General features: G+C 66.7%; 25 protein-coding genes and 1 pseudogene. 15 read left to right on the plus strand and 11 right to left on the minus strand.

Translation table 11 applies throughout. The features are described 5' to 3' along the window. Positions 1-1,011: 1,011 nt before the first annotated feature. Positions 1,012-1,506, minus strand: a pseudogene (locus J9314_RS19495) (AAA family ATPase); the annotation flags it as partial. Between the two features lie 235 nt (positions 1,507-1,741). Between J9314_RS19495 and J9314_RS17345 the strand changes: the two are divergent. After that, positions 1,742-2,935 (plus strand): acyl-CoA dehydrogenase family protein, encoded by a 1,194-nt coding sequence (locus J9314_RS17345; protein WP_181275019.1) that lies wholly within the window; start codon positions 1,742-1,744, stop codon positions 2,933-2,935. 37 nt (positions 2,936-2,972) lie between these two features. Further along, positions 2,973-4,121 (plus strand): acyl-CoA dehydrogenase family protein, encoded by a 1,149-nt coding sequence (locus J9314_RS17350; RefSeq protein ID WP_210603555.1) that lies wholly within the window; start codon positions 2,973-2,975, stop codon positions 4,119-4,121. A gap of 179 nt (positions 4,122-4,300) precedes the next feature. Here the strand turns inward: J9314_RS17350 and J9314_RS17355 are convergent, their stop codons facing one another. The 4 genes from J9314_RS17355 to pyrE form a co-directional block, all read right to left on the minus strand. After that, positions 4,301-4,948, minus strand: coding sequence for a TrmH family RNA methyltransferase (locus J9314_RS17355; protein WP_210603557.1), 648 nt, complete (start codon positions 4,946-4,948; stop codon positions 4,301-4,303). Then, a complete protein-coding gene (locus tag J9314_RS17360) occupies positions 4,945-6,480 on the minus strand; it encodes an ABC transporter permease (RefSeq protein ID WP_210603558.1) in 1,536 nt (511 codons plus the stop codon). Before J9314_RS17360 ends, J9314_RS17355 begins: the two co-directional genes overlap by 4 nt. After that, on the minus strand, positions 6,480-7,361 hold the full coding sequence (locus J9314_RS17365) for an ABC transporter ATP-binding protein (RefSeq protein WP_210603559.1): 882 nt from the start codon (positions 7,359-7,361) through the stop codon (positions 6,480-6,482). The genes J9314_RS17360 and J9314_RS17365 overlap by 1 nt, the downstream gene beginning before the upstream one ends. A 182-nt stretch (positions 7,362-7,543) precedes the next feature. Continuing rightward, a complete protein-coding gene (pyrE, locus tag J9314_RS17370) occupies positions 7,544-8,110 on the minus strand; it encodes an orotate phosphoribosyltransferase (protein ID WP_210603560.1) in 567 nt (188 codons plus the stop codon). A gap of 313 nt (positions 8,111-8,423) precedes the next feature. On the opposite strand from pyrE, the gene J9314_RS17375 reads away from it, so the two are divergent. Next, positions 8,424-8,696 carry a GlsB/YeaQ/YmgE family stress response membrane protein gene (locus tag J9314_RS17375; RefSeq protein WP_181275025.1) on the plus strand — a complete coding sequence of 91 codons (273 nt, stop codon included), beginning with the start codon at positions 8,424-8,426 and terminating at the stop codon, positions 8,694-8,696. Between the two features lie 172 nt (positions 8,697-8,868). Here J9314_RS17375 and J9314_RS17380 read toward each other — a convergent pair whose 3' ends face one another. From J9314_RS17380 to J9314_RS17390, 3 genes are read right to left on the minus strand one after another with little or no spacing between them, the layout of a single operon-like run. Further along, a complete protein-coding gene (locus J9314_RS17380; RefSeq protein ID WP_210603561.1) occupies positions 8,869-9,225 on the minus strand; it encodes an Asp23/Gls24 family envelope stress response protein in 357 nt (118 codons plus the stop codon). Further along, positions 9,218-9,760, minus strand: coding sequence for a hypothetical protein (locus tag J9314_RS17385; RefSeq protein WP_210603562.1), 543 nt, complete (start codon positions 9,758-9,760; stop codon positions 9,218-9,220). The genes J9314_RS17380 and J9314_RS17385 overlap by 8 nt, the downstream gene beginning before the upstream one ends. Then, positions 9,757-10,320, minus strand: coding sequence for an RNA polymerase sigma factor (locus tag J9314_RS17390; RefSeq protein WP_210603563.1), 564 nt, complete (start codon positions 10,318-10,320; stop codon positions 9,757-9,759). Before J9314_RS17390 ends, J9314_RS17385 begins: the two co-directional genes overlap by 4 nt. Before the next feature lie 264 nt (positions 10,321-10,584). Here J9314_RS17390 and J9314_RS17395 point away from each other — a divergent pair, with 264 nt between their 5' ends. From J9314_RS17395 to J9314_RS17415, 5 genes are read left to right on the plus strand one after another with little or no spacing between them, the layout of a single operon-like run. Beyond that, on the plus strand, positions 10,585-11,058 hold the full coding sequence (locus J9314_RS17395) for an Asp23/Gls24 family envelope stress response protein (RefSeq protein WP_210603564.1): 474 nt from the start codon (positions 10,585-10,587) through the stop codon (positions 11,056-11,058). 51 nt (positions 11,059-11,109) lie between these two features. Next, the gene (locus J9314_RS17400; RefSeq protein ID WP_181275030.1) at positions 11,110-11,292 is read left to right on the plus strand and encodes a DUF2273 domain-containing protein; all 183 of its coding nucleotides are present in this window, start codon (positions 11,110-11,112) and stop codon (positions 11,290-11,292) included. Positions 11,293-11,296: 4 nt separating this feature from the next. Continuing rightward, a complete protein-coding gene (locus J9314_RS17405; RefSeq protein WP_210603565.1) occupies positions 11,297-11,728 on the plus strand; it encodes an Asp23/Gls24 family envelope stress response protein in 432 nt (143 codons plus the stop codon). Next, positions 11,725-12,306, plus strand: a complete 582-nt coding sequence (locus tag J9314_RS17410) for a DUF6286 domain-containing protein (RefSeq protein ID WP_210603566.1) — start codon at positions 11,725-11,727, stop codon at positions 12,304-12,306. Before J9314_RS17405 ends, J9314_RS17410 begins: the two co-directional genes overlap by 4 nt. Beyond that, complete coding sequence (locus J9314_RS17415; RefSeq protein ID WP_210603567.1) at positions 12,303-12,896, plus strand: alkaline shock response membrane anchor protein AmaP; 594 nt, start codon at positions 12,303-12,305, stop codon at positions 12,894-12,896. The genes J9314_RS17410 and J9314_RS17415 overlap by 4 nt, the downstream gene beginning before the upstream one ends. Before the next feature lie 540 nt (positions 12,897-13,436). On the opposite strand, the gene J9314_RS17420 is transcribed toward J9314_RS17415, so the two are convergent. After that, positions 13,437-14,282, minus strand: a complete 846-nt coding sequence (locus J9314_RS17420; RefSeq protein ID WP_210603568.1) for an SDR family NAD(P)-dependent oxidoreductase — start codon at positions 14,280-14,282, stop codon at positions 13,437-13,439. Next, positions 14,279-15,103 carry a thioesterase family protein gene (locus J9314_RS17425; protein WP_210603569.1) on the minus strand — a complete coding sequence of 275 codons (825 nt, stop codon included), beginning with the start codon at positions 15,101-15,103 and terminating at the stop codon, positions 14,279-14,281. The genes J9314_RS17420 and J9314_RS17425 overlap by 4 nt, the downstream gene beginning before the upstream one ends. Before the next feature lie 63 nt (positions 15,104-15,166). Here J9314_RS17425 and J9314_RS17430 point away from each other — a divergent pair, with 63 nt between their 5' ends. Together J9314_RS17430 and J9314_RS17435 are read left to right on the plus strand one after the other, a co-directional pair. After that, positions 15,167-15,961: an exodeoxyribonuclease III gene (locus tag J9314_RS17430; RefSeq protein ID WP_210603570.1), complete on the plus strand. Its 795-nt coding sequence runs from the start codon at positions 15,167-15,169 to the stop codon at positions 15,959-15,961. A gap of 240 nt (positions 15,962-16,201) precedes the next feature. Further along, entirely contained in the window at positions 16,202-17,116 is a 915-nt protein-coding gene (locus J9314_RS17435; RefSeq protein ID WP_210603571.1) for a GTP pyrophosphokinase, read from the plus strand. A 78-nt stretch (positions 17,117-17,194) separates the two neighbouring features. Here J9314_RS17435 and J9314_RS17440 read toward each other — a convergent pair whose 3' ends face one another. After that, positions 17,195-17,776: a DUF1707 SHOCT-like domain-containing protein gene (locus J9314_RS17440; protein WP_281412385.1), complete on the minus strand. Its 582-nt coding sequence runs from the start codon at positions 17,774-17,776 to the stop codon at positions 17,195-17,197. Between the two features lie 77 nt (positions 17,777-17,853). On the opposite strand from J9314_RS17440, the gene J9314_RS17445 reads away from it, so the two are divergent. From J9314_RS17445 to J9314_RS17465, 5 genes are all read left to right on the plus strand, one after another. Next, the gene (locus J9314_RS17445) at positions 17,854-18,732 is read left to right on the plus strand and encodes a DUF5926 family protein (RefSeq protein ID WP_210603573.1); all 879 of its coding nucleotides are present in this window, start codon (positions 17,854-17,856) and stop codon (positions 18,730-18,732) included. Continuing rightward, positions 18,732-19,526, plus strand: coding sequence for a glycosyltransferase family 2 protein (locus J9314_RS17450; RefSeq protein ID WP_210603574.1), 795 nt, complete (start codon positions 18,732-18,734; stop codon positions 19,524-19,526). The genes J9314_RS17445 and J9314_RS17450 overlap by 1 nt, the downstream gene beginning before the upstream one ends. Continuing rightward, positions 19,523-20,461 (plus strand): prephenate dehydratase, encoded by a 939-nt coding sequence (gene pheA, locus J9314_RS17455; protein WP_181275042.1) that lies wholly within the window; start codon positions 19,523-19,525, stop codon positions 20,459-20,461. The genes J9314_RS17450 and pheA overlap by 4 nt, the downstream gene beginning before the upstream one ends. Before the next feature lie 367 nt (positions 20,462-20,828). Beyond that, entirely contained in the window at positions 20,829-22,643 is a 1,815-nt protein-coding gene (locus J9314_RS17460) for an FAD-binding dehydrogenase (protein WP_210603575.1), read from the plus strand. Then, on the plus strand, positions 22,640-23,476 hold the full coding sequence (locus tag J9314_RS17465; RefSeq protein WP_210603576.1) for an SDR family oxidoreductase: 837 nt from the start codon (positions 22,640-22,642) through the stop codon (positions 23,474-23,476). The genes J9314_RS17460 and J9314_RS17465 overlap by 4 nt, the downstream gene beginning before the upstream one ends. The last annotated feature ends 45 nt before the right edge of the window (positions 23,477-23,521 follow it).

Below are 23,521 nucleotides of genomic sequence, written 5' to 3' on the forward strand. Positions count from 1 at the left end.
CACCAGACTGGCATGGTTGAGATAGACGCTTTCGGCCAGAGAGCAGGCGGCGGCGATCCGACCTCCTTTGAGATCGAATCGGGCCCGTGTAGCGTCGAGCCGACCGAGATCGGCAGGCGAGGCCAGCCGGTCACGGACCCATGCCAGCCGCAGGCATTCAGGGGTGCGCGGATCTGTCAGCCGCATTTCCATCGAGGCGAGCCGAGACAGGTATTCCTCTGCCGCGGACTCCGGGTCCCGACATGCCTCGGAAACGAGCGTGTCGATGATCTCCCTGGCCTGTCGAAGTCGGCCGGCGCCCCACTCGCAACGGGAGAGCTCGAGGTCGAGCTCAGGCCCCCGGCAGCCGCTGGTGCGGATGATCTCCGCGGCTTCGAGGTACCTGCCCCGGGAGTTTCCCCAGGTGGCCGCGTGCAGCACCTGCTCGGGAGTCGGCACCCGCCCCAAGGAGATCGACCACGCCGCATAGCCGAAGAGCGCTCGTCCGTACAGAGACGAATGGTCGGCTCCGGCATCGAACCGGGTGAGCAGTTCGAGGCTGCGAGAGGGCGGGATCGCAGCGCGGACGTTCTCGGCCGTGACTGGCTCATGCATGCTCACCTCTCCGCCCCTGCCCTTCGAGATCGCCAGGAGCCCATCCTCGACCAGAGAATCGATGATCTGCGGACTGGTCAGGCCGACGAGCACGTCATAGGGCACTGCTTCGATGAGAGAGACGGTTTCGATGATCTCCCGGCTGGGCCGATCGGCACTGGCGATCGAGGTCTCGACTCCACTGGTCCGGCTGCGCCCGAAGAGGAGTCTCTCGAGCAGCCGCGGATTGCCATGAGCGAGAGCACTCAGCTCTGAGACCGATCTCGTCTCAGCCTCCATGAGGCCGACGCTGTTGATCATCGCAATCGCATCGGCCTCGTCGATTCCGTCCAGATCGACCCTGACGACACTTCCCGTCAGCCACAGCCCGGCGATGAGATCGACCGGCGGCCGCGCGGATTCGGCAGCGATGACGATCTTGATCCGACCCGCATCCGTCAGCTGCGCCAGAACCGCCAGAGAATGATCGTCGACGAGATCGGCATTGTCGACGACGACGAGAGAGCGTCCTTCCACTGATCTGCGCTCGAAGAGATCGCCGATCACCGACAGCGCTCGACCGGGCGGAAGGTCGGTGCGGATGCCCTCTCGCGAGAGAAGTATTTCGAAGATTCCGAGATTTCGGGCTCGAGCGCTCACCGATCCACGCAGGCGGGTGACCGACAGATCAGCATCGAGGCGTGAGAGTGCGGCGTTGACCAACGCGGTCTTCCCAACTCCCGCCGCGCCGATGATGAGCGCTCCCCGATGCTTTTCACCGGAGATCGCATCGATGACCGTCGACATCTCGGACCCATATCCGAAGAGTCGTCGCGACGGTGCGACCGGGGGGATGCGTGTAGTCCGACCTGACACGTCACTCAGCTTTCCGTACCCCTGGGGATCATCTGCAGTGGGGAATGCGGAACCCATGGGCACGGGGTTCACTCCGGATGGGCTCTCATTTCGGATTCGACATTGAAAATCCTGAATTACTATTACCACCCGCAATAGATGTAGTAACACATTCTTGAAACAAAGTTACAAGAATGTGACATGGGCATCGGACAGGTGGGCCGCGGCTCGAAGCACCGCTGCCCACTTGTGGCCCGGAACACCGGACCGTACCATTGAAGGAAAGTTACTGAACGATCTATAAGGAGTTCGCATGGACACCCTACTGAGTGCAGAAGAGCGCGACTTCGCGCAGCAGATGCGTCAGTTCTACCGCACGGAGATCCCCGAGGAGCTCCGGTTCAAGGTCGCCACTGGTCAGGAGCTGACCAAGGACGACATGGTCACTTCGCAGCAGATACTGAACAAGCACGGCTACGCGGTGCCGAACTGGCCCGTCGAGTGGGGCGGCCAGGACTGGACTCCCGTTCAGCGCCACATCTGGCTCGAGGAGATGCAGCTGGCCTGCGTTCCCCAGCCGCTGCCGTTCAACGTCTCCATGGTCGGTCCGGTCATCGCGACCTTCGGCTCACAGGAGCTCAAGGAACGCTTCCTGCCGGCCACCGCGAACATCGACATCTGGTGGTCACAGGGCTTCTCCGAACCCAATGCCGGTTCCGACCTCGCCTCACTGAAGACCTCTGCTGTGCGCGATGGCGACAAGTACATCGTCAACGGTCAGAAGACCTGGACGACCCTGGGACAGTACGGCGACTGGATGTTCAACCTCGTCCGCACCGATCCGAACGTGAAGAAGCAGGCCGGCATCTCCTTCCTGCTCATCGATATGAAGTCCCCCGGCGTCACCGTCCGCCCGATCCAGCTCATCGACGGTGGCCACGAGGTCAACGAGGTCTTCTTCGACAACGTCGAGGTCCCCGTGGAGAACCTCGTCGGCGAAGAGAACAAGGGCTGGACCTACGCGAAGTTCCTGCTCGGCAACGAACGCACCGGCATCGCCCGCATCGGCGGTTCGAAGGTCAACCTGGCCCGTGCCAAGGCCTACGCCGCGGTGACGAAGACCGCGAACGGCACCCTCCTGAACGATCCGCTGTTCTCGGCGCGTCTGACCAAGATCGAAGCCGAGCTCACGGCGCTCGAGATGACCCAGCTGCGGATCCTCTCGACCCAGGCCGCAGGCTCCGATAAGCCGGACCCGCGTTCCTCGGTGCTCAAGCTCAAGGGCTCGCAGCTGCAGGAGGACATCTCCGAACTCCTCGTCGACGTGCTCGGCCCGCAGGGACTCGACTTCGTCTCCGACCGGGTGCAGGGCCAGGGACTGTCCGACCTGCCGCACGGCGCCGTCGATGCCCTCCCCGCCTACTTCAACACCCGCAAGGTCACCATCTACGGCGGTTCGTCCGAGGTGCAGCGCGGAATCATCTCGAAGGCGCTGCTCGGCCTCTGAGAGACCGACACCCACACGATTTCACAAGAGGACAACAATGGATCTTGAACTCAACGACATTCAGCAAGAACTCGCCAGCACTCTGAACAAGTACCTGCGCAGCGAGTACGACGCCGCCAAGCGCGAAGAGATCCTTCGCAGCGACGAAGGCATCTCCCGCGAGAAGTGGCAGGAATTCGCCGAGATGGGGCTGCTCGGTCTCGCCATCCCCGAATCTTATGGCGGAGCGGACATGACCTTCAACGAGGTGGCCGTGGTCGCCGAGGCGTTCGGCCGCTCTCTCGTACTCGAACCGTTCCTCGCCACCGCGGTCCTCGGCACCAACGCCGTCCTGCTCGCCGGCAGCGAAGAGCAGAAGCAGGCCATCCTGCCCGGCGTGGCCGAAGGCCAGACTTTCCTCGCCCTCGCCGCCTTCGAACCGGGACAGCGCTACGAGGTCACCACTCCGGCAACCCAGGCGACTGCCGGGGCAGACGGAGCCTTCACGCTCACCGGCGAAAAGACCAATGTGCTCGGCGGAGACGTCGCCGACCACTTCATCGTCACCGCTTCGCAGAACGGCGAGCTCGGCCTCTACCTCGTGGGCGCCGACGCCGAAGGTCTGACCCGGGTCGCCCAGCGCCAGGCCGATGGGCTCGGCAGCGCGAACCTCAAGCTCGACAACGTCGCGGCCCAGCGCCTCGATGCCGCAGATGCCCATGCGGTCCTCTCCGAGGTCATCGATCTCGGCAACGCTGCGATCATGGCCGAGGCTGTCGGCGTCGCCGAGGCTTCCCTGACGATGACCGCCGAGTACCTCAAGACGCGTGAGCAGTTCGGCGCTCCCATCGGCGCGAACCAGGCCCTGCAGCACCGTGCCGCCGACCTCTACGCAGAGCTCGAATACGCCCGCAGCATGGCCCTGTACTCGCGTCTGGCCGTGACTTCCGAGGTCGCCGGAGCCGAGAAGGATCGCCACCGCGACGTCATCGCCGCGAAGATCGTCCTCGACAGGGCCGCCCGCAACATCAGCCAGGAATCGATCCAGATGCACGGCGGCATCGGCATGACCATGGAATACCCCATCGGTCACTACGCCAAACGCCTGACGGTCATGACCCGCACCTTCGATGATGCGGACTCCCTGACCGCCGAGCTCGCCGCACTCGGCGGGCTCATCGAGCCTCAGGCCGCCGACCTCAGCTGAGATCCGGCACCGGCGGAAGTCAGAGGCACTCTCCGGGCCCGCCCACTTCGGCTGAGTCCCGGATCAGCGGTCCAGCCCCGCCATACAGGAAGCGCCGAGGCGGCACGAAATGATCGTGCCGCCTCGGCGCTTCTCTGTGTCCGTGGGGCGCAGCCAACCACGCAGAGCGGTCGGCCCGGTCAGTTCACGGGCTGGTCGAAGACGTGGCGGCGGATCCACGAGTGCATGGTGATCGCGGCGGCCGCAGCGGCGTTCATCGACCGCGTCGAACCGTACTGGGCGATCGAGAGCACGTCGCGGCTGGCCTGGTGGGCTTCCTCGCTCAGCCCCGGTCCCTCCTGGCCGAACAGCAGCAGGCACCGCCTGGGCATGTCGTAGGTCTCCAGCGGCACGGAGTCGGGGAAGTTGTCGATGCCGAGCAGCGGCACGTCGTTCTCGGCGCACCAGCTCAGCAGGTCATCGACGCTGGGGTGGTGGATGACGTGCTGGTACTTGTCCGTGACCATCGCACCCCGCCGGTTCCAGCGACGGCGTCCGACGATGTGTACGGCCGCGGCGTTGAAGGCGTTCGCGGTGCGCACGACCGAGCCGATGTTGAGGTCGTGCTGCCAGTTCTCGACACCGACGTGGAAGTCGTGCCGGGTGGCATCGAGGTCGGCGACGATCGCGTCGTGCAGCCAGTACCGGTATTTGTCGACGACGTTGCGCCGGTCCCCCTCAGCCAGCAGCTCCGGGTCGAAGTGCTCTCCCACAGGCCAGGGGCCGGTCCACGGACCGACCCCCACCTGCGGTTCAGCGCTGTCAGGCGCCGACGATTGTTCGCTCACTTCTCGTCGCCGGACTCATCCGCCGACTTCGCGCCCTTCTCATCGTCGACGGCATCCGACTTCGCATCGGCTTCGTCCGAATCATCATCCGAGGAATCGTCTTCAGCAGACGCGCCCGACGCCTTCTTCGCCGATCCCGACTTCGCGGCACCGACCTTCTGAGCCCGCTTGCTCATCTTCACGGTCTTGCCCGCGCGTCCGCCACCGGCGAGGACCGAGCGGACGTACGCGCTCGAGGCCAGGGTGTGGAGGATGAACGCGAGCACGAGCGCAATGCCGGCGGCGACGAGGCCCTCCCACCACTGCGCCTGCCCGGCGAAGAAGCGTCCGGCGATGCCCAGCGGTGAGGTGAACGGCGTCCACGACAGGATCTTCGCGGTCAGGCCGGAGGCTCCGATGAAGACCGGGGCGAAGAAACCTGCCACGGTGATGATGCCGATGATCGTGAGGAAGGTCGTGCGTGCCTTCGAGCCGACCACGGTCGACGCCCACACCAGAAGGGCGAACACCGACCACGCGGTCAGCAGCAGGGTCAACGCGAACCATCCGAGGCCCGGCAGCATCGAGAACGCCAGCGAGGTCTTGCCCGACAGCGACAGTCCGAGTTCGGTGACGACCGCGGCGGCGACGATCTGGACGGTGACCAGGGTCAGAGTTCCCGTGATCCGACCCGACGCCGAGGCGCGCGGCGGGATCGTGGCCGCGATGATCTCGGTGATCCGGTTGCGCTTCTCCAGGCGCAGGTTCTGGTACAGCCCCGCACCGAGGGCTCCGACGACGAGGAGGGCGAAGGCGACCATGCCCCACAGCAGCGGGGTGGCCACGTCCGCCTGGACGGCGGGGGTCTTGAGCAGCGTCGCCTCGGTCTTCGGGGCGAGCTTCTCCAGCAGCGTCTCCGGCTGCTTGTCGAGAGCGATGATCGTCGGCTGTCCCTGACCGCTGGGGTCCTGGATGAAGGCGGCGTCGACCTTGCCCTGACGCACCAGCTTCTCGGCCGCCTCCGCGTCCTTCGCATCGGTGATCTTCACGCCCAGCTGCTGTTCGTACATCTGGGCCTGGTCGCCCACGCCGACCATCGCCATGCTCGGTGTGCCCGTGTCCTTCTGTGCGTCGGCCACGATGCCGGTGATGATCGCGGCGAGCACGCCCAGGATGATCACGCCGGCCGTGACGAGGAAGTAGGGGCTGCGCATCGCCGTGGTGCTCTCACGGTTCGACACCAGCCAAGCGGCCTGACGGTTGCCGACGTCGACGAATTCCGAGACCAGTCCGGTCTCGGGCAGTTCGTCCGGATCCGGAGTGTCCTCGGCGAGTTCGAAGGGAACGTCGTCGAGTCCGGCGGTCGCCCCGTCGTCCGCGGAATCCTCCGCGCCCACTTCGGCGGTGTCGCCTTCGGTCACCTCGTCGTCCTCGGTCACCTCGATGTCATCATCGATGGGGACGCCGAGTTCGTCGATGCCTTCGCCGGCCGTGCCCTTCGACACGAGCGGTTCGTTGGGCTCGTCGTTCGCACCTTTGTCCTTGCGCGCCATTACAGAGCCTCCTTGTACTGCTCGGCCAGTGTCGGGCGGACACTTTCGAAGTTCGTCACGCCATCGAGCGCCGCCACGGCGGCGGCTGCGGTCTTCGCATCAGCGGCGTGGAAGCTGATGACGTTGTCGTCACGGTTCGCGACCTTCGCCGCGCTGATGCCCGACCGTGATTCGAGAGCCGATCGGGCCGCCTCGGCGTCCTTGGTCTCAACCTTGTAGTGCGGATCGCCCAGCAGCTTCTCGACGCTGCCGGAGGCGGTGACCTTGCCCTGGCTGAGCACGATGACGTCGTCGGCGAACGTCTGCGCGGCTTCCCAGTCGTCGGTGGCGACGATGACGGGCACTCCCGAGGAGGCATGTGCCCGCAGCAGCTTCATGACCAGTCGCAGCGAGGCCGCGTCGAGACCCGCGAAGGCGTCGTCGATGACGACGACATCGGGGTCGGCGGCCAGGGTGGCGGCGATGTCGACGCGCGCGATCTCGGCCCCCGACAGGTTCTTCAGCGGGGCGTAGCCGCGGTCGGCCAGGTCGAGGTGGGAGAGCAGGGTCAGAGCGTTGCGCTCAGCGGCGCCCAGGGTGATCCCGTGCAGGCGTGCGAGGTAGACGATCTGGTCGATGACGCGCATGTTCGGGTAGCCGCCGCGCTCTGCGGGCAGGTAGCCGAAGTTCTGCCGGTCGCCGAAGTCGAGCTCGAAGTCCTCGAGTTCGACGGTGCCCTCATCAGCACAGATCAGCCCCATGATGACGCGCACCAGCTCGGTCCGCCCCGCCGAACGGGTCCCCACGATCGCGGTGATCCGGCCCGCCTCGGCGGTGAAACTCACCTCGTCCAGATATGTCCGCTTTCCCTTGCGCAGGGAAATCTCTTTCAGTGTGAGCACGCGTCATCCTTACTTATACATCAGGCAAATACTAAGGGAGTGTCTCATCTATCGTGTTGAAATGAGAGACGTCTTTCAAACCAGACCAATGATTTCGACCGAATTGCCAGTCGAGTCCCAGGTCGTGATCGGTGGGTCGGCCCTCCCGGCGTTACGGAGGCCCATCCTCGCCGAGGTGGTTCTCAGTCGAGGCCGAGATCCTTCGTCGAAAGCGCGGTCAGGTACGGAATTCCCGTGGCCTCGACCCGTTCCTTGGCGCCGGTGTCCCGGTCCATGACCACGGCGACCGCGACCACCTCGGCGCCGGCTTCCTTGAGCGCGTCGACCGCGGTGAGCACGGATCCACCCGTCGTCGAGGTGTCCTCGACGGCGACGACGCGCTTGCCGGCGACGTCGGGGCCTTCGACCCGGCGGGACATGCCATGCTTCTTCGCCTCCTTGCGGACGACGAAGGAATCGAGCGGGGTGCCGCGCACCACCGAGCGGTGCATGACCGCGGTGCCGACCGGATCGGCGCCCATCGTCAGGCCGCCGACGGCGTCGATCTTCTCCAGCAGACCTTCCGCCTCGAGCAGGTCGAGGACCACGTCGCCGACGAGCGGCGAGGAGCGGTGGTCGAGGGTGATCCGGCGCAGGTCGAGGTAGTAGTCGGCCTCCTTGCCGGAGGAGAGGGTCACTCTGCCGCGCACCACGGCGAGTTCGTCGATGAGGTCGAGCAGTTGTCGGCGTGTGTCTGCGCTGTCGGTCATGGTCTCCAGTCTAATGCGCGGGTATCGGGCGACCATTCAGCGCCGTCCCAGGGGCCGGGGTTGACGCTGCCGAGGTGCGGTCTGCGCTCCCAGATGAGCTGTGACGGACGGCACAGATGCGATGCGTGAGGATTCGGTGCTGCGCGCGTCTGTACCGATGTCATAAAGAATCAACACGGGTTGGCTCTTTCTGTGCCCACAGGCGGTACAGTGTCACCAGCGCTGTGAGCACCGCGTGGAAAGCACAGTCGCCGCACCACCCCAGTACCGCGCTTCCCAGCCGGTCGACAGTCTCAGAAGGGACGTGAGCAACATGGGTTTCATCGCATATCTCATCCTCGGCCTCATCGCCGGTGCCATCGCCAAGGCCATCCTGCCGGGTAAGCAGGGCGGCGGATTCATCGCCACGCTCATCCTCGGCGTCATCGGCGCCATGGTCGGCGGCTGGCTCGGCGGCATGATCTTCGGTGTCGAGATGGACAAGTTCTTCTCGCTGTCGTCGTGGCTGTGCGCCATCGGCGGTTCGCTGATCGTGCTCATCATCTGGGGCCTCATCACAGGACGCTCGAAGTCCAAGGCCGCCTGAGGTCTGACAACTTCTCAACAGGTCGAGCCCGGTTCACACGAACCGGGCTCGAACTGTATCTGCGGACTCTGTATGTGCGGATAGGGACAGTTCGCGCTGAGCAGCACAGTTTCGGAACTGGGCTGCTCAGCCGAAACTGTGCCGAAACTGGTGGGCCGCGGGTCCTGGAGCCTCAGGAGCTGCGGCTGACGATGCGCAGATCGATGTCGATGTCGCCGACCGAGCGGAGATCCGCGCCCTGCAGGTCACGCGCGATGATCTCGAAGAGGTCGTCGACGACCCCGGACACGGACCGGCTGGCGTCCAGGTGCGCATCGACGCGCACGTGCACGCCCTCGCGTGTGGTCCTGACGTCGACCGACGGCGGTTCGCCGCCTTCCCGGCGCATCACGCGCGCCGCGGCGGTGGCCACGAGGTCGCGCAGACCCGGCGACAGTCCCGTGACTCCGGGGACGGCGAGGACCGCAGGGGTCATCCGCAGCGAGGCGGCCGCCTCGTCGAATGCTTCCGGTGCCTTCGGTTCAGTCATCCTCGGCCTCCTCGGTGGCAGCGCCCGCGGCGTCCTCGGCTCCCGCAGCTCCCGCAGCGCCTGTGGCACCCTCGTCTCCCCCGGGGACGAACACGTCCTCGGCGGTGATGTCGATGCTCGTCGCGGGAATCCCGAGTTCCCCGATCAGGGACTCGGCGACGCGACGACGGACCGCCTCGGCGGTGGGGGCGAAGGAGATCCCGGCGCGCATAGCCACGGTCAGCACCACCTCGACGGCGCTTCCCTCCGGGTCACCCACGGGTTTCGGATTCACACTGCGGGCACGGATCCCGTCGACGGAATCGACGGCGTCGCGGATGATGCCGCGCACCGTGGCGGTCGAGATCCGGAAGGCGTTCCCGCGTTCGGTCGTCAGTCGGGTCGACGGGGCCAACGAGGCGTCCTCGCGCACGATCCGGAGGATGCGGTCGCGCAGCCCGGCCGACTCCGCCGGGTCGGGTTCGAAGGAGCCCATGTACTCCTCGATGACTGCGCGCAGGTGAGCGTCGGTCTCTTTCGACGTTTCGTCGCTCATACCCATCCTTCCATCCCCTCGGCAATGGCGAGCCTGGCGCGATGGATGCGCCCGCGCACACTGCCTTCGCTGACTCCCAAGGTCGCGGCGACCTCGGCGTAGCTCAGTCCCTCCATCTGATGGAGCACCCACGTTACACGCTGCTCCGAGGAGAGCGTCTGGAGGACCTGGGTGAAGTGCTCGAGTGCGGTGCGCGCTTCGACGGACCGTTCGACCGAGGCGGCACCGTCGGAGTGGTGGCCGAGGTCGTCGGGATCCGAGGCGTCGGACGGGCGAGACACGCGACGCCGCAGCACATCGGTGCATCGGTTCGACGCCATGCGGTAGATCCACGTGCCGAACGCGGCGGGTTCGGCCAAAGCGTCGAGCGACTTCCAGGCCTGGACGAGGGTGTCCTGGACGACGTCCTCGGCGTCCTGCCGGTCGCCGAGCGTACGCCACGCGAAGCGCAGCAGCTTCCGCTCGTATTCGTCGACGAGCGATTCGAAGGCCGCGATGTCGCCCTCACGGGCGCGCACCACCAAGGTGACGATGTCGAAGCGATCATCTCCCCTTGTCATATGCCCATCGTATGCCACAGAACCGGCCCGCGGGTGGGTGTCGGACGGGTCCCCCGCGTTGGCCGCAGGAGAGTGCCGGGCAGGTGCCGGAGGCGCATCGGAAGGACCCCGGACAGGCACCGTTCGACCCAGTCCCGAATAAATTTTCGAAGAATCTGCGAAACAGTGCGTGAGGATTCTCCGGCACCTGCGTCTGTACCGATGTCAGGGTCCTTCCGAGGAAGGACTTGGAAACTGATGCCCCTCGAACGAATAGGAAGAACAATGCCAGAAGCAAAGCAGTCCGATTCGAACCAGACGCCCCAGAACAACGCCGCCGACGTGCGCAGCCCGCTCGTGACGGACATGGGCACCACCACCATCGCCGAGAACGTCGTCGCCAAGCTCACCGGCATCGCCGCACGCGAGGTCCCCGGCGTCTTCGGCATGGGCAACGCCGCACGCCGCGCCTTCGATACCCTGACCGACCGCATCCCCGGCTCGCAGACCAACGTCTCCGGCGGAGTGTCCGTGGAGAAGGGTGAGAAGCAGACCGCCATCGACCTCACCATCGTCGTCGAATACGGCACCTCCATCGTCGACGTCGCCGAGGCGATCCGCCGCAACGTCGTCCGCGCCGTCGAACAGGGCACCGGACTCCAGGTCGTCGAGGTCAACATCGACGTCACCGACGTCCACCTGCCCGAAGAGGACGACACCGAGGACAAGCCCGCCAAGGACTCGCCCGAACTCAACTGAGACGAACTCAGCTGATCCCATCCGCAGCACCACCTCGGCAGAAGGAATGACATGTCGAAAACACTCATCGGACTCCTCGTCGGTCTGACGCTGGGAATCGTCGCCTACTTCGGCGGTTTCCTCGCCTTCCTCGTCGTCGCCATCTGCGGCGGGCTCGGGCTGACCGTCGGCCTCGTGCTCGACGGTCGACTCGACCTGTCGGCACTGAGTTCGCGTTCGACGACACGGAGGTAGGGCCGTGCCGTCAACTCTCGACGCGACCCCACCGTCCACCGCCTCCGCGACCGCCGACCGCGGCGATTCACCCGCCCGCCGAGGTGGGCTGACGATCGCGGACAAGGTCGTCGAGCGCACCGCCGGGCAGATTCTCAAAGACCTGCCCGGGGTCGGCGGGACGAGCTCGGGCCTGTTCGGAATCGGTGCGAACTCGAGCATGGACACCCGCCCATCGGTCGATGTCACCCTGTCCGGGCGCAGCTGCACGCTCGCCGTGTCGTTGGGGCTGAGTTATCCCTCCCCCATCGCCGAGGTGACCGAACAGGTGCGTACGCAGCTGAGTTCCGAGGTCGAACACCTCACCGGCGTCGTCGTCCGTCAGGTCGACATCGCCGTCCGATGGCTGGGGGCCCGTTCGTCCGGAAGCGACCAGGGAAGAAGGAGTCTGCAATGAGCACTCGTCTGCTGCGCAGGCGGCCCGCACGCATCGGCTCGGCCGTCGTCATCGCGATCATCCTCCTCCTGCTGGCCGTGGCACTCGGGTGGACCGGAATCGCCGCTATGGCGGCCTCGGGCTCATCCGCAGGCGCGGTCACGGCACCACTGACCGACTCGGGGGCTGGCCTGGACTCCCTCGATCACGTCCACTGGGGTTCGGCTGCGGTCATCGCCGTCGGTGCGGTCCTCGCGGTGCTCGGCCTCATCGCGGTCATCCTCGGTGTCTCCCCAGGCGCCCGCCGGATCACCTCGGTGCAGGCTGCCACGCCCGATCACATCGGTGACCTCGAGGTCGCCGTGCCTACCTCGGCACTGTCGCATCTCGCGGCCGCCGCGGCCGACGGCGTCGACGGGGTCGAGGGAGTCAAGGCGGCGTCGAACGCGACGTCGACGATCGTGACGTTCTCGACGCCGATCCGCGACACCGATCCGATCCGTGACGAGGTCGAAGCCGTCGTCCGGCAGCGATTCGACTCGATCTCGTTCGACCGCACCCCGAAGGTCAAGGTCCAGGCACGAAGGAGCAAGTCATGAGACGCACAGCCGCCGGCGCGAACCGCACGGGCTTGATCATCGTCGGCCTGCTGGCCCTGCTCATCGGGCTTGCGGTGCTCGCGATCGGACTCGGATTCGCAGCTTCCATCCTGCCCGGCTGGGAGCCGGGCGCCGATCTCGGCCTGGCCACCTCGGTGCTGGCTCTGCCGTATTCGGCACTCGTGGCCATCATCGTCGCCGTCATCCTCGTCGTCATCGGGCTGCGCTGGCTGAGCGTGCAGATCCCGCGCAAGGACTTCGCGAAGCCGTTCCGGATGCAGGTCGATGCGCGGAAGGGATTGACCACCGTGACCGCGGAGGTCATCGCCGAGGCGGTCGCCGACGATCTCGAGTCCACCGACGGGGTCTCCGATGCGCAGGTCATCCTGCGTGGCACCGCCCGCAGCCCCGAACTGCTCATCCACATCGATGCCGATGAACGCGCCGACATCGATGCCGTCGTCGCCGAGGTCGCCGATCGCGTCGCCGGCAATGCAGCCCTGGCACTGGGTGCCCCGCTGAACGCGGTGGCCCTCGAGGTCGGCATCGCTCGCACTCGCTCTCGCCGGCAGCGCAGCGTCACGCTGTAGCCGCTGGCCCAAATATAGGTCGCTATCGGATACTCTTCGGGCTCGGAATTGTCCGTTGGTGACCTACGTTTGGGCGGAAATCTCCGAAAGTGACCATAAGTCGGAGCGGTGGAAAAGTCCTGTGAATGACAAAGACCCCGGGGCGCGTAATCGCGACATCCCGGGGTCCTCGCAGCACTCCCCTCGAGTACCCGGACGCATCCCCATACGTCCGTTATGTCCACCCGATCCCCACCGGGCGGACACCACAATTTGACCACACTTTCGTGGCGCTTGTAAAGATTCTCACCGCTTGTCTTCGTTTGAGCAATGGCCTATATCACAGAAACTTGCGGAATAAAAGGCCTGGTGACAGGCTCAGTGAACGATAGTTCAATGATCAACTCTCCCCGCCGACATCTCAGAGAATCCCACATAGGTCACATTCTCACAAGGAGTGTCTCCCCCCGATTCGCGGGTGAGTGTGGACCAGCCGATCTCAGCGGCTGGCGGCGGAATGCGGCCAGCCGTTCTCATCAGCCAGGACTGTTCCAGGCGGACTCAGCGACGGCGGGTGAAGGCGAAGCCGCGTGAGCCCCAGCGCATGAGCGGTCTCGGTATGAGGGGCGCGGCCAGGGCCGCAAGCGAATACGCACGCCCCGGCACCGAGACGACCTTCCCCGCGCGAGCGTCACGCAGCGATTCCCGCACGACCTGGTCCACGCTCAGCCAGATGAACTTCGGCCCGAAGCGTTCGACGCCGAGGCGGTCGTGGAATTCCGTGCGGATGAAACCGGGCAGAACGGCCGTGACCGTCACCGGGCTGCCGGCGAGCTCACCGGCGAGCGCCTCGGTGAAGACGAGGGCCGCGGCCTTCGATGCGGCGTACTGACCCATCGTCGTCACCGCCGCCAGAGACGAGACGTTGACGATTCCGCCGCGCCCTCGCTCACGCATGCGCCGGGCGGCGATGAGGGACAGCTCGCGCACCGTCCCGGACAGCACGCGATCCTGATCCTCGAGCTCACCGAGGTCGCTCTGCAGCATCGAGCCCCGCAGCCCGTATCCGGCGTTGTTGATGAGCACGTCGACGGTCTCGGTCTCGATGACCTCACGGACGGCATCGATGCCGTCCCGGGTCGACAGGTCGGCCGCGACCACCTCGGCGCGGGTGTGATGATCCGTCCGCAGCCGATCGGCGAGCTCGGTCAGACGCGCCTGATCCCGGGCGACGAGGACGAGGTCATAGCCTTCCGCGGCCAGGGTGCGCGCATAGCCGCGCCCCAGGCCGGAGCTCGCCCCTGTGACGAGGGCACGCGGACGGGGACTCGGGTCCCGCCTCGGCGCAGAGTCGCCCCGAACTCGGGACGTCTCGCCTCGCTGCGTGGGCGGGACCTCGCGGCTCATACCGCGCCTTGTCCTCGGCGTACGGTCAGGGACTGTGCGGCCGTGCCGATCGGGCCGTTGATATCGCTGAGCACGCTGGTCGTCTCGCCCAAGCCGCTCGGTCCGAACGCGACCTTCGTGTCGAAGCCGACCCAGCCGGCGACGGGTTCGCGGGTGAGGTGGATCGAGAGATCGACGTTGGGGAAGAACGTCGTCTTCGGGTCTTCGCGCACGGCCAGGCCGTTCGCGGTGTCGACGTAGCGGACGAAGGCCGCCGTCGGCGGGTCGACCTCTCCGTCGACGAGCGGGTGCGGGCTGCGGATCCATGACTGGGCGTAGCCGGGGTGGGCGTCGGCTCCCTGTCGACCCTCGAGGGAGGCGATGTAGCCGCCGCCCCAGCGATCGGTGAAGGGCATCTCGGGCAAATCCTCGATCGCCGGCAGACGCGGCCATTCGCTGCCGGCGACCTCCTCGGTGTCCGAGGACTGCAGCCGCCACACCCTGGCCGTGATGGAGGTGCGGTCACCGTGGCGCATGTGGGCCTCGACGAGTTCGATGGTGCGGCCGGGGCGGATGACCTCGACGTCGATGGTGAATTCTCCGGAGTGGATGACGCCGAGGATGTCGAAGGTCACGCGGGAGACGAGTTTGTCGCTCGGCAGTCGACGTTCGACCTCGGCGAGCACGATGCCCGACGCCGGCGCGAGGTGCTGCTCGCCGGGCTGCCAGGCGCCCTGACTGTGCAGGGTCGAGACGAGGCGGTCCTCAGAGAGGCGCACATAGCAGGAGTCGGGGAACGCGGCACCGTCGTGGCCGAGGTGGTTGTTAGGAGCTTCAGGCATGCCACCAGAATATCGATTCGCTCGCCGCTTTCTCCGCGCGGGTCGACCGCATAGGGTGGGAGGGTGAGAATCGCTACGTGGAATGTGAACTCGATCCGCGCCCGCCACGATCGCATCGGGGCCTGGCTGGATCGTTCGGATGCCGATGTCCTGGCCATCCAGGAACTCAAATGCAAGGACGCTCAGTTCCCCGAGGAGCTGTTCACCTCTCGCGGCTATGAGGTCAGCTTCCATGGCCTCAACCAGTGGAACGGTGTGGCCATCGCCTCCCGCGTCGGACTGGCCGACACCGAGATCGGCTTTAAGGACGTCCCCGCCTTCGGTGCCGAGGACCCCGTCGTCGAGGCCCGGGCATTGTCGGCGACCTGCAACGGCGTGCGCGTCTATTCGCTCTACGTGCCCAACGGCCGCGAACTCGATCACCCGCACTACGGCTACAAACTCGAGTGGTATCAGGCGCTGACGGCCGATGTCGCCGCGCAGCTGAGTGCCGAACCGGATAAGAAGCTCGTCCTCTGCGGCGACTTCAATGTCGCACCGCTGGACGAGGACGTGTGGGACATGGCCGAGTTCGAAGGCGCCACCCACGTCTCGGGCCCCGAACGTGAGGCCTTCGAGAACCTCCTCGGCGCGGGGCTCAGCGAGGTCACCCGCCAGTTCACTCCCGGCCCCGGCGTCTACACGTTCTGGGACTACCAGAAGCTGCGCTTCCCGAAGAAGCAGGGCATGCGCATCGACTTCCAGCTCGCCTCGCAGGCCCTGGCGGCGACCGCGACGGCCGGCGAGATCGACCGCGAGGAACGCAAGGGCAAGGGCGCGTCCGATCACGCCCCGGTCATCGTCGACTACGACATCTGAGCCCTACGAGCACGACGCCCGATCCCTTCGCCGAGGTGGGGGCGACGTTCGCGTCGAAAATCTCCCCCACCTCGGCGCGGGTCGTGGTCCGTTGGTCACGAACGGTGCGCTGCCTCAGCGCGGGTCTGGGTCCGTTCGCGTCTCACCCCTTGACCTGCTTCGGCAACTTCAGCCGCCAAGCCATGGACATCTCCCCTCTCTTCTGCTGAAGTTGAAACAGGAGCTAGGAAGGTGACGATGATGTCAGCAACTGTCCGCGAACTGGTCGACGAAGCCTACGATCGGCGCGAGTCGACGTGGAGGGCCGCCCTCGAGACGGTCAACGACTGGGTCGAATCCGCCCGCGCTCCCATGGCCCTGCTCTCCGGCGACCGCGTCCGTGTGGTCGAGGGGCGGATCAAGGATCGGATGCGCACGGGCGAGAAGCTGCGCCGCAAGCTCGCCGACGCCAATGACGAGATCCACGAATCCGTCGAGGTCGAGAACCAGGTCATCGATGTCGTCGGCGCCCGCGTCGTCTGCCGCACCGAACGCGAGCAGTCGGCCCTGTGGAATCTGCTCACCGAGGCGGTCGACGACGCGAATCTCTCCATCGCCGAGGTGCGCGACTACTCCGCAACGCCGAAACCGTCCGGATACCGCGGCCGGCACCTCATCGTCGAGGTCCCCTTCGACTCCGAGCCCTCCGTCCTCGTCGAACTCCAGCTGCGCACGATCATGCAGGACGCGTGGTGCGTGCTGGCCGAGGAGCACCTGTTCAAACCCGGCCAGGCGCTCAAATCCGATGCCCAGCAGGAGCGGCTGTCGGTCATCCTCGCCGGACTCATGGCGCAGGCCGATTCCGTGGCCGGGTACATCGCCGACGACGTCGGCGCCTACCTCGGGATGGGCAACTCGTCCCCGCCGCGTGCGTTCACCGAGGCGGTCGAATCCACCGACCCCGCCATCGAGGTCACGATCCGCGAACTCAATCATTCGTACGTCCTCGCCGCCGACGAGGTTGGCCGTCACGGCATCATCCGCTTGGAGACGCTCGGGCTGACTCCCGACAATCCCGAACGCTCGGCTTTTCCTCATCCCGGTGACAAGCTGCAGGTGAGGATGGACGAATCGCACAACACCCGGTATTTCATTCCGGTCTCCGACCAGCCCTGAGGAAGGGCAGCAGGCCGGGCCCCGCTTCTTCGGGTGCGACGGCCGACTCGAAGGGCGAGAGTTGAAGAAGACTGCAGGTCAGCGGGTCGTGACACGCTTGAGACCGTCGAGAGTCCACGAGAAGTACGCCGACCCGTCCGAGATCGTGATCAGCCACCGCTGGGAGAACGTGGCGTCGCCGATGTCGAGCTGGTGGCTCTTCTTGTCTCCAGCGAGTTCCGACTTCACCTCACGGTAGAGCTTGGCGACGTCGACGTCCGGAAAGTCATCGGGTCTGATCCATTTGCCCGAGGTATCGAACTCGTCCTCAAAGGCGATCGTCGGGCGCGAGTTCTTCCGAAAGTCCACGCCCATCCACTGGTCCTTCTTGTCCGTGCCGCTGACCGTGAAGTCGTCTCCCCCGCCGAAGATCCTTCCGACCATCGTCACCCCGAGTCCAGCCGCGTGCTCGACCGCAGAGGGGACCGTGTCCGCGCGCCGGTTCTCCACCTGCACGAGTTCCGTGGGCACGGTTTGGTCCCCACCCGCGGCAGAATCCGTCGCGGCAGAATCGGTCGGAGTCGATCGGCGGGAGAACTCGTCCTCCTCGATCCGCCCGTCGGCGAAGGCCTGGGACAGCGCCGAACGGTACGCGTCGCGTTCGGCGAATGATGGTCGCATGCTGGTCACGAAGCTATGATGCCACCACGCGGTCGACGATGCGGGCACCGCCGCCACACCGACTAGACTTGACTCCCATGGGAAAGAAGTCGAAGCGCTCCAAGGAAGAACTCATCGCCAAACGCCTCGCCCGGGCGCAGGCCACGGCCTTCGTCGCCAGGCCGTTTGCGGACCTGCCGTTCGAGGCCGACCTCATCTGCCTGCGCGAACTCGTGCCCGCGGCCACCGCGACCGCGAAGCTGACCGAGCAGTACGGCGGCCACGAGGTCACCATCACCTCCCTTCTGCCCGCCGCCTGGCAGGCCTGGCGCCGCGACGACGGTGAGATCCTCGCCGGCATGCAGGTGCCCGTGTCCTCGACGGACGCCTCCCGCGACGTCGCCCGCGGCATCCTCGCCGCCGCCGAGGCGGAGCCGGGCACCTCGATCGAAGCGACGACCGAACCCGGCGAGGGACCCAGGCTGCAGGACATCCTCGACACCTCCCACCCGTTCGGCGTCCGCGTGGCCGAGACCTTCGACTACTGGGCCCTGCCCGAGGCCGAGACCGACCCCGAGGTCGGCACCGCCCTCCAGCAGGCCAACGACTCCGTCGCCCCGACCGAGAAGCTCGCCTCCGTCGACTCCGCCTACTGGACCGAGATGTCCGGCCGCACCTATGTCCGCTGGGCCCGCTCCGAGGGTGAGGACCGCGTCGTCGACGCGATGGCCCGGCTGCAGGCCGAGAACGCCAACGACCTCGGCGGCATCGGCTCCTTCCTCGGCTACTTCCGTGCCCACGGCATCATCATCCCGGTGTGGGAGCTCGAGTTCGGCACTCAGGTCGACGACGTCGAAGAGCCCATCGCCGCCTTCGGCAAGCGTCTCGACGAGGCACTGAGCACGACCGAGCCGATGAGCACCGAGGCCCGCCGCGTCCGCTCGGGCATCGTGTCCCGCCAGCTGACCATCCACTGATGTCGGCACCCCAGGCGGTCGCCGCCATCATCCCCGCGATGAACGAAGCCGACCGCATCGGCGCCACCGTGGCTGCGGCCAAGCGGATCCCCGGGGTCGACATGGTCATCGTCGTCGACGACGGGTCGAACGACGACACAGGCCCCCTGGCCCGTCGGGCCGGCGCCGAGGTGATCACCCACCCGAAGAACAAGGGCAAGGCCCAGGCCATGATGACCGGGGCCTTCGCCCTGCGCAATCGGGAGATCTCCGACGCCGATCCCGGCGTCGAACCGACCCATCGGGCGCTGCTGTTCATCGACGGCGACCTCGAGGACTCAGCCGTGAACACCGCCCCCTTGGCCGCTCCCGTGCTGGCGGGCGAGGCGGACATGACGATCGCGATCCTGCCCGCGCAGAAGCGCAGGGGCGGGGGATTCGGATTCGTCGTGGGGCTCGCGAAGAAGGGCATCGCCGAACTCTCCGGCTTCGAGGCGACCCAGCCCCTGTCGGGCATGCGCTGCCTCTCCCGGCAGGCCTTCGACGCGGCCCTGCCGTTCGCCGCCGGATGGGGTGTCGAAGCGGCCATGACCATCGACGTCGTCAACGCCGGGCTGCGCGTGGACGAGGTCGAATGCGACCTTCACCACCGGGTCACCGGGAAGGACCTCAAGGCCCAGCTGCACCGCGCCGCCCAGTACCGCGACGTCGCCCGCGCGATCGCGGTCCGCCAGGTCCGCCGGCTGCGGGACAGTCGTCTGCGGGACAAGCGGAACGGCGGTCCCGCCGATGCGAAGAAGGAGACCCGCCGATGACTCTGCAGCGTTTCGGATACCTCGGCCCGGAGGCCACCTTCACCGAGGCTGCCCTGTTGACGTTCCTCGACTCCCGGGGCCTGCGTGAGACCGCGTCGATCGAGCCGATGCGCAACGCCCCCTCCGCACTCGATGCCGTCCTCGAGGGCGATTGCGATGCCGCTGTCGTCCCGATCGAGAACTCCGTCGAGGGCGGGGTGCCGGCGACGATCGATGCCCTGACCGAGCATGGTCGCCTGCAGATCATCGCCGAGGTGGTCGTGCCCGTCCGCTTCGTCCTCGCCGTGAAGCCGGGGACGACGAAGGAGGAGGTCACCTCCTTCGGCTCTCACCCGCACGGTGAGGCGCAGGTGCGAGCCTTCATGTCGGAGCACTATCCCGATGCTGTGTACCTGCCGACCTCGTCGACGGCCGCTGCGGCCCGTGACCTGGCCAATGATGCCGGCGACCACATCGCCGCCGTGTGCCCGGCTTTGGCTGCGCAGCGCTACGGCCTCGATGTCATCGCCGAGGACATCGGCGATCGCCAGGATGCGGTGACCCGCTTCGTCGTCGTCACCCGTCCCGGCCCGATTCCTGCACCGACCGGCGCGGACAAGACGACGATCGTCGCGGCGCTGCGTTCCGACCGGGCCGGTTCGCTGCTCGAGGTGCTCGAGCAGTTCTCCAGCCGCGGCATCAACATGTCCCGCATCGAATCCCGTCCGACCGGGGACGGTCTGGGGCTCTACCAGTTCTCGATCGACCTGCTCGGGCACATCCACGAGGCGCGCATGGCCGAGGCGCTTCAGGGCGTCCACCGGGCTACGCTCAAACTCTCGTTCCTCGGCAGCTATCCGAGCTCCGACGGCACGGTGGCACCGGTCGACCCGACGACGACGGACGAGTCCTTCGCCGCAGCCGCCGACTGGCTGAGGTCGTCCCTCGGCGACTGAGTGCTTCGGCTGCCGGGACTAGCGGGGTGGGCTGCGACGGCCTCCGCAACCACGCGCTTCGCCGCGCCGTTGATTCGTCTGTCCGCGCTACGCTGCTCCGTCCCTGACTGCCGCCCCGGCCCTGATTCGCCCCTGGCGGTTGCGTCCCCGGCCGTGATTCGCCCCTGGCGGTTGCGTCCCCGGCCGTGATTCGCCCCTGGCGGTTGCGTCCCCGGCCGCAGTTCGCCCCTGCCGCCGACGAATCTGCGATACTGAAGCCTACTGGAAAGTAAGTGTGCGCAGATTGCCAGAATCCAGCCTGTTTTTGGCATTCTGTACCCACTGAACGTCGGTTCACCGGCCGACGGAGGCGACAGAGGAGTCGACGATGAGTGTCCCCAGCAGCGAGAAGTCCGAGAACAACAATCCTGCCCGCGGCAGGGACACTTCTTCCGCGCCCGCACCCGATGCGATCATCGTCGGGGCCGGACTCGCCGGACTCGTCGCCGCCTATGAACTCACCCAGGCCGGCAAGCGCGTGCTCATCCTCGACCAGGAGAACCGGGCGAACCTCGGCGGGCAGGCGTTCTGGTCCCTCGGCGGTCTCTTCCTCATCGACTCCCCCGAACAGCGGCGACTGCGGGTGCGCGATTCGCTCGAACTCGCACGCAGCGACTGGGCCACCTCGGCGGGATTCGACCGGGAGGACGATCACTGGCCGCGGAAATGGGCGGAGGCGTACCTCGATTTCGCGGCCGGCGAGAAGCGCCAGTACCTGCGTGACCTGGGCCTGCGCCTGACCCCGATCGTCGGCTGGGCCGAACGCGGCGGCTCCGGGTCGGGCGAGCACGGCAATTCCGTCCCCCGCTTCCATCTCACGTGGGGCACCGGCCCCGAGGTGGTCCGCGTCTTCCGCGAACCCGTCGAAGCCGCCGAGGCTGCCGGGCTCGTCGAGTTCGGGTTCCGTCATCGTGTCGACCAACTCATCACCGACGATGGTGCCGTCATCGGTGTCCGCGGGCGCGTGCTCGCGCCCTCCCCCACAGCGCGCGGGGTGGAGTCGAACCGGGACGAGGCCGCGGACTTCGAGTACCGCTCCCCAGCCGTCATCGTCACCAGCGGCGGGATCGGGCACAATTTCGACCTCATGAAGAAGTACTGGCCGATCGACCGCCTCGGCGAGTTCCCCGACACGATGCTCGCCGGAGTTCCCGCCCACGTGGACGGACGGATGCTCGCCATCTCCGAAGAAGCCGGGGCTTCCCTGATCAATCGGGACCGGATCTGGGCGTACACGGAGGGCATCGAGAACTGGAATCCGATCTGGCCGGGCCACGGGATCCGCATCATTCCCGGGCCGTCGTCGATGTGGTTCGATGCCGAGGGCAACCGGTTCCCGGCGCCGAACTATCCGGGGTTCGACACGAACCGGACGATGAAGACGATCCTGGCGACCGGATACGACTATTCGTGGTTCGTGCTCAACGAGTCGATCATCCGCAAGGAGTTCGCGCTCTCGGGCTCGGAGCAGAACCCGGACATCACGGAGAAGGACATCCGGATCACGCTCGACCGGGTGCGGTCCTCCGATGCCCCTGCGCCGATCGAGGCGTTCAAGAAGTACGGGTCCGATTTCGTCGTTGCCGAGACCACCGAGGACCTCGTGGCGGGAATGAACGAACGCTCCCGCGGGCCCGTCATCGACCACGATCACCTCGTCGCACAGGTCGTCCAGCGGGATCGGCAGACCGAGCACGCGTTCTCCAAGGACGCTCAGGTGCAGGCGATCCACAATGCGCGGGCCTACCTCGGCGACAAGATCGTTCGGGCGGTCAAACCCCACAAGATCCTCGACCCGGATCATGGGCCGCTCATCGCGGTGCGGCTGAGCCTGCTCTCGCGCAAGACGCTCGGCGGATTGGAGACGAACCTCGACGGGCAGGTCATCGGCGCGGACGGTCGCCGTCACGGTGACGGCACGCCGATTCCCGGGCTCTATGCTGCCGGCGAGGTCACGGGCTTCGGCGGTGGCGGCATGCACGGCTACAACGCGCTCGAGGGAACGTTCCTCGGCGGGTGCATCTTCTCGGGGCTGCGCGCGGGTCGTGCGGTAGCGGCCGGTGGCGGGTCCACCGGAGCCGGCGGGTCAGTCGGGGCAGCCGGCAACGGCACGGCCGGAAGCGGATCGCGAGGAGAAGCTTGAGTACCAAGCCAGCCGCTCTCACCGTCCTCATCACCGGCGGCACCTCGGGCATCGGCAGGGCACTCGTCGAAGCCTTGGCCGCGAAGGGCTGCACGGTGCTGACGACCAGTCGCAATCCTCATCGCCTGTCCCCGACGGACAAGGTCGTCGGAGTCCGGTACCTCACCCTCGACCTGGCCGATCCGCGCGGCCCGGAGGCACTGGCCGAGGAGCTCGATGAGCTGGGCATGCTCGGCGAGATCGATGTGCTTGTCAACAATGCCGGGGAGAGCCAGTCCGGTCCCTTCGAAGAGCTGCCGCCCGAGGCGATCGAGCGTCTGTTCCGGACCAACGTATTCGGCCCTGTGCGACTGAGCCAGCTCGTGCTGCCCGGGATGCGACGCCGCCGATCGGGACGCATCATCATGGTCGGCTCGATGCTCGCGAGCTTCCCGCTCGCCCACCGCAGTTCGTACTCGGCGGCGAAGGCCGCGCTGCGGGGTTTCGCCACGGCCGCCCGGCAGGAGCTCTCACCCTTCCGTGTGTGGGTGAGCACCGTCGAACCCGGCTCGATCGCCACGGGCATCGGGTTGCGACGGACGAAGTACCTTGAGGAGGGTTCGCCCTACGCAGAGGACGTCGCCACGATGCTCGACCACCTCGATGCCAATGAGCGGAACGGGATTCCACCCGAGAAGGTCGCCGCCACGATCACCGACGCCATCGTCTCGCCCAGGCCGCGGGAGTTCTACGCCGTCGGCAGCCGCGCTCCGCTGCCGTTCCTGCTCAAAAGGGTGCTTCCACGCAGACTCATGTCGACGATCGTCGCCGCCCAGCACGGCTTGAAGCGGTGAGTTTCGTCGACCGCCCGGACCCCCGGCTCCCCAGCCCCGCGAGGG

This window comes from Brevibacterium oceani (assembly GCF_017948325.1).
GTDB classification, from domain to species: Bacteria; Actinomycetota; Actinomycetes; order Actinomycetales; family Brevibacteriaceae; genus Brevibacterium; species Brevibacterium oceani.

Excerpts from the sequence above, each read along its gene's own strand:
- J9314_RS17435 (WP_210603571.1), top strand. The coding sequence starts at position 16,202 with ATGTCAGCAACTGTCCGCGAACTGGTCGACGAAGCCTACGATCGGCGC.
- J9314_RS17415 (WP_210603567.1), top strand. The coding sequence starts at position 12,303 with ATGAGACGCACAGCCGCCGGCGCGAACCGCACGGGCTTGATCATCGTC.
- J9314_RS17450 (WP_210603574.1), top strand. The coding sequence starts at position 18,732 with ATGTCGGCACCCCAGGCGGTCGCCGCCATCATCCCCGCGATGAACGAA.
- J9314_RS17385 (WP_210603562.1), bottom strand. The coding sequence starts at position 9,760 with ATGAGCGACGAAACGTCGAAAGAGACCGACGCTCACCTGCGCGCAGTC.
- J9314_RS17345 (WP_181275019.1), top strand. The coding sequence starts at position 1,742 with ATGGACACCCTACTGAGTGCAGAAGAGCGCGACTTCGCGCAGCAGATG.
- J9314_RS17410 (WP_210603566.1), top strand. The coding sequence starts at position 11,725 with ATGAGCACTCGTCTGCTGCGCAGGCGGCCCGCACGCATCGGCTCGGCC.
- J9314_RS17425 (WP_210603569.1), bottom strand. The coding sequence starts at position 15,103 with ATGCCTGAAGCTCCTAACAACCACCTCGGCCACGACGGTGCCGCGTTC.
- J9314_RS17445 (WP_210603573.1), top strand. The coding sequence starts at position 17,854 with ATGGGAAAGAAGTCGAAGCGCTCCAAGGAAGAACTCATCGCCAAACGC.
- J9314_RS17440 (WP_281412385.1), bottom strand. The coding sequence starts at position 17,776 with ATGCGACCATCATTCGCCGAACGCGACGCGTACCGTTCGGCGCTGTCC.
- J9314_RS17360 (WP_210603558.1), bottom strand. The coding sequence starts at position 6,480 with ATGGCGCGCAAGGACAAAGGTGCGAACGACGAGCCCAACGAACCGCTC.
- J9314_RS17350 (WP_210603555.1), top strand. The coding sequence starts at position 2,973 with ATGGATCTTGAACTCAACGACATTCAGCAAGAACTCGCCAGCACTCTG.
- J9314_RS17460 (WP_210603575.1), top strand. The coding sequence starts at position 20,829 with ATGAGTGTCCCCAGCAGCGAGAAGTCCGAGAACAACAATCCTGCCCGC.
- J9314_RS17380 (WP_210603561.1), bottom strand. The coding sequence starts at position 9,225 with ATGACTGAACCGAAGGCACCGGAAGCATTCGACGAGGCGGCCGCCTCG.
- pheA (WP_181275042.1), top strand. The coding sequence starts at position 19,523 with ATGACTCTGCAGCGTTTCGGATACCTCGGCCCGGAGGCCACCTTCACC.
- J9314_RS17375 (WP_181275025.1), top strand. The coding sequence starts at position 8,424 with ATGGGTTTCATCGCATATCTCATCCTCGGCCTCATCGCCGGTGCCATC.
- J9314_RS17420 (WP_210603568.1), bottom strand. The coding sequence starts at position 14,282 with ATGAGCCGCGAGGTCCCGCCCACGCAGCGAGGCGAGACGTCCCGAGTT.
- pyrE (WP_210603560.1), bottom strand. The coding sequence starts at position 8,110 with ATGACCGACAGCGCAGACACACGCCGACAACTGCTCGACCTCATCGAC.
- J9314_RS17390 (WP_210603563.1), bottom strand. The coding sequence starts at position 10,320 with ATGACAAGGGGAGATGATCGCTTCGACATCGTCACCTTGGTGGTGCGC.
- J9314_RS17400 (WP_181275030.1), top strand. The coding sequence starts at position 11,110 with ATGTCGAAAACACTCATCGGACTCCTCGTCGGTCTGACGCTGGGAATC.
- J9314_RS17395 (WP_210603564.1), top strand. The coding sequence starts at position 10,585 with ATGCCAGAAGCAAAGCAGTCCGATTCGAACCAGACGCCCCAGAACAAC.